Origin of the sequence: Sulfurihydrogenibium sp. (assembly GCF_027448985.1) — a bacterium.
Taxonomy (GTDB): domain Bacteria; phylum Aquificota; class Aquificia; order Aquificales; family Hydrogenothermaceae; genus Sulfurihydrogenibium.
The window spans coordinates 1-2,552 of the sequence record NZ_DAIDMN010000125.1; the positions used below are offsets into that span (position 1 = coordinate 1).

The 2,552-nt window shown below is 34.7% G+C and carries 2 protein-coding genes and 2 pseudogenes; 1 reads left to right on the forward strand and 3 read right to left on the reverse strand.

The window, feature by feature from the left end; genetic code table 11:
• Positions 1 to 1,043: pseudogene (locus tag NE054_RS07780) on the forward strand (aconitase family protein); the annotation flags it as partial.
• A 105-nt stretch (positions 1,044 to 1,148) separates the two neighbouring features.
• Here NE054_RS07780 and NE054_RS07785 read toward each other — a convergent pair.
• The 3 genes and pseudogenes from NE054_RS07785 to NE054_RS07795 all read right to left on the reverse strand — a co-directional run.
• A complete protein-coding gene (locus NE054_RS07785) occupies positions 1,149 to 1,682 on the reverse strand; it encodes an ATP/GTP-binding protein (RefSeq protein WP_297890366.1) in 534 nt (177 codons plus the stop codon).
• A gap of 296 nt (positions 1,683 to 1,978) precedes the next feature.
• Positions 1,979 to 2,149: pseudogene (locus tag NE054_RS07790) on the reverse strand (roadblock/LC7 domain-containing protein); the annotation flags it as partial.
• A gap of 13 nt (positions 2,150 to 2,162) precedes the next feature.
• Positions 2,163 to 2,552, reverse strand: a 390-nt coding sequence (locus tag NE054_RS07795; RefSeq protein ID WP_297890369.1) for a hypothetical protein, incomplete at its 5' end; no start/stop codon positions are given.

Sequence of the window (2,552 nt, forward strand, 5' to 3'; positions counted from 1 at the left end):
CAGCGGTCACCGGTACTATGCCTCTGGTTATGCCAGAATCAGTATTAGTAAGGTTCAAAGGAGAGATACAGCCGGGAATCACAATAAGAGATTTAGTAAATGCAATCCCTTACTAGGCAATAAAACAAGGACTCTTAACAGTCCAGAAAAAAGGAAAGAAAAATATCTTTGCAGGAAGAATACTAGAGATAGAAGGACTACCATACCTAAAAGTTGAGCAAGCGTTTGAATTTGCAGATGCATCAGCAGAAAGAAGTGCAGCAGCTTGTACAGTAAGACTTGATAAAGAACCTGTGATAGAGTATATACAGTCAAACATAAAACTCATCGAAGCGATGATAGAAGCCGGATATCAAGATGCAAGAACTTTAAGAAGAAGGGCAGATAAAATGAAAGCTTGGCTTGACAACCCTACCCTACTTGAACCAGATGAAAATGCAGAGTACGCAGCTGTGATAGAGATAGACCTAAGTGAAATAAAAGAACCGATAGTGGCATGTCCCAACGACCCTGATGATGTTGCAACATTATCCGAAGTATTAGCAGATGAAAGAAGACCTAAGAAAATAGACGAAGTGTTTGTAGGAAGCTGTATGACAAACATAGGACATTACAGAGCTTTAGGAGAAATATTAAGAGGAGAAGGACAAGTCCCCGTTAGACTTTGGATAGTACCACCTACAAAAATGGATGAAAGACAACTCAGAGAAGAAGGTTACTATGCTATTTACGGACAAGCAGGAGCAAGATTAGAAGTTCCCGGGTGTAGCTTATGTATGGGTAACCAAGCAAGAGTTAAAGATGGTGCTGTAGTTTTCTCAACCAGCACAAGAAACTTTGATAACAGAATGGGTAAAGATGCAAAAGTTTACCTTGGTAGTGCAGAATTGGCAGCTGTATGTGCAATACTTGGAAGACTTCCAACAGTGGAAGAGTATATGAATATTGTTCCTAAAAAACTAGCTGGAAAAGAAGATGAAATATACAAATACCTTAATTTCCATCAGGTAGGTAAAGATGAATTAATTTATCTAACAGTTTAAATTAACTATCCCCCCGAAGGGGGGTATTTAATAAGATATTTTACCATTTAAAATTTATTGAACTTAAAATGACTCTGTTATTAACTTCAAGTATAAAAAAAGATTTTATATATATTTTCCTATTTCATCTAAAAGCTCAAGGAGAACTCTTTTTACATTCTCTTTATCCGTTGCAACCAACGGCAGTACTTTTATCTCCTCTCCTAAATCTAAAGCTGTTCTTATATCTTCTGGACTCCATGCTCCTTTTAAGTCCTGTTTATTACAGCCTACTACAAAAGGAGCTGGATATCTTGATTCGAAATAATTAATTATTCTTCTTGCTTCATGAAATGTTGCAGGGTCGGTACTATCAACTAAAACGACTAGTCCAACCATCCCTTTACCAAGTATGTCCCACATAAAATCAAACCTTGCTTGTCCCGGTGTTCCAAACAGATAAAGAGTATGTTCATCATCTATCTTTATTCTTCCAAAATCCATAGCTACCGTTGTATGGTCTTTTTTCTCTTTTTCCCCTTCTTTAGTTGTCTTTGCTTCAGTCTTAACAGTTTCTATTTCGCTTATTGTGTTTATAAACTGTGTCTTTCCTGCTGCATATGGTCCGGATACTACAATTTTTATTTTTTTCTCAGCCATCTTTACAACCCTTTAATCTTTGAGATTATTTTGTTAAGGAGATTTCTTGTTAAATCAAATCCCAGTTTTCTTTCTTTTTTCTTTTCTCTTTGAATAATCCCACATGCTAAAAAACCGTATAAAGTTCTTTTTACTATTAAATCGCTTAATTTCGAATGATAAATTATATCTGAAACTCTGTTTTTTCCATCAACCAAATGAAGAACTTTTTTTTCATAGTCTAAAAGATAAACCTTTTTTGCTATATTTTCCCAGTTTTCAGATTTTTCAAAAATTAACCCATAATCAGAAATCTTCCTTTCTCCCAATGAAAGAATTGCCGCTCCCATCGCTGCAACTCTATCCTCATCAGCTCCAGCAGGTAGTACGGATGCGATAGCAAGACCGTCAACGCTTACTAAAACAGCACCTTCCGCTCCGCTATCTCTTATAAATTCCTCAAGTATGTCGTAGTATTTTACCGCCATGATGTCCTCCGTATCAAATATTTAACAATTTTTCTTTGATTTCTTCTAAAAACAACTCCCTTTTTTTGTATTCCGGAATCTCTTCCGATAAAGCATGACAAAATTTTAGTATTGAAAATTTATTATAACTGTTTGTTTTGAAGTACTCTTCTTTTTTCTTGTTAAACATAAATTTACCGAAAGGTCCAATGTACTTAATAAAAATTGTATTTATTTCATTAAAAACCTTATCGACATAATCAGTATCATACTCCTCTTTACTGATATTTTGTTGTGTTTCAACTTCTTTTTCTGATAGGATATCCCCTTTTTCTGTTAAGATATCTTGCAAAGTTGGAACATTAGCTAAATTTATTTTTTCTTCTTTTGAAAGAATGAGAATCAGTATGAAAACTATTATGGA

What these genes read in the sequence shown, in the direction of transcription:
- NE054_RS07785 (WP_297890366.1), bottom strand. Translation starts at nt 1,682, where the DNA reads ATGGCTGAGAAAAAAATAAAAATTGTAGTATCCGGACCATATGCAGCA.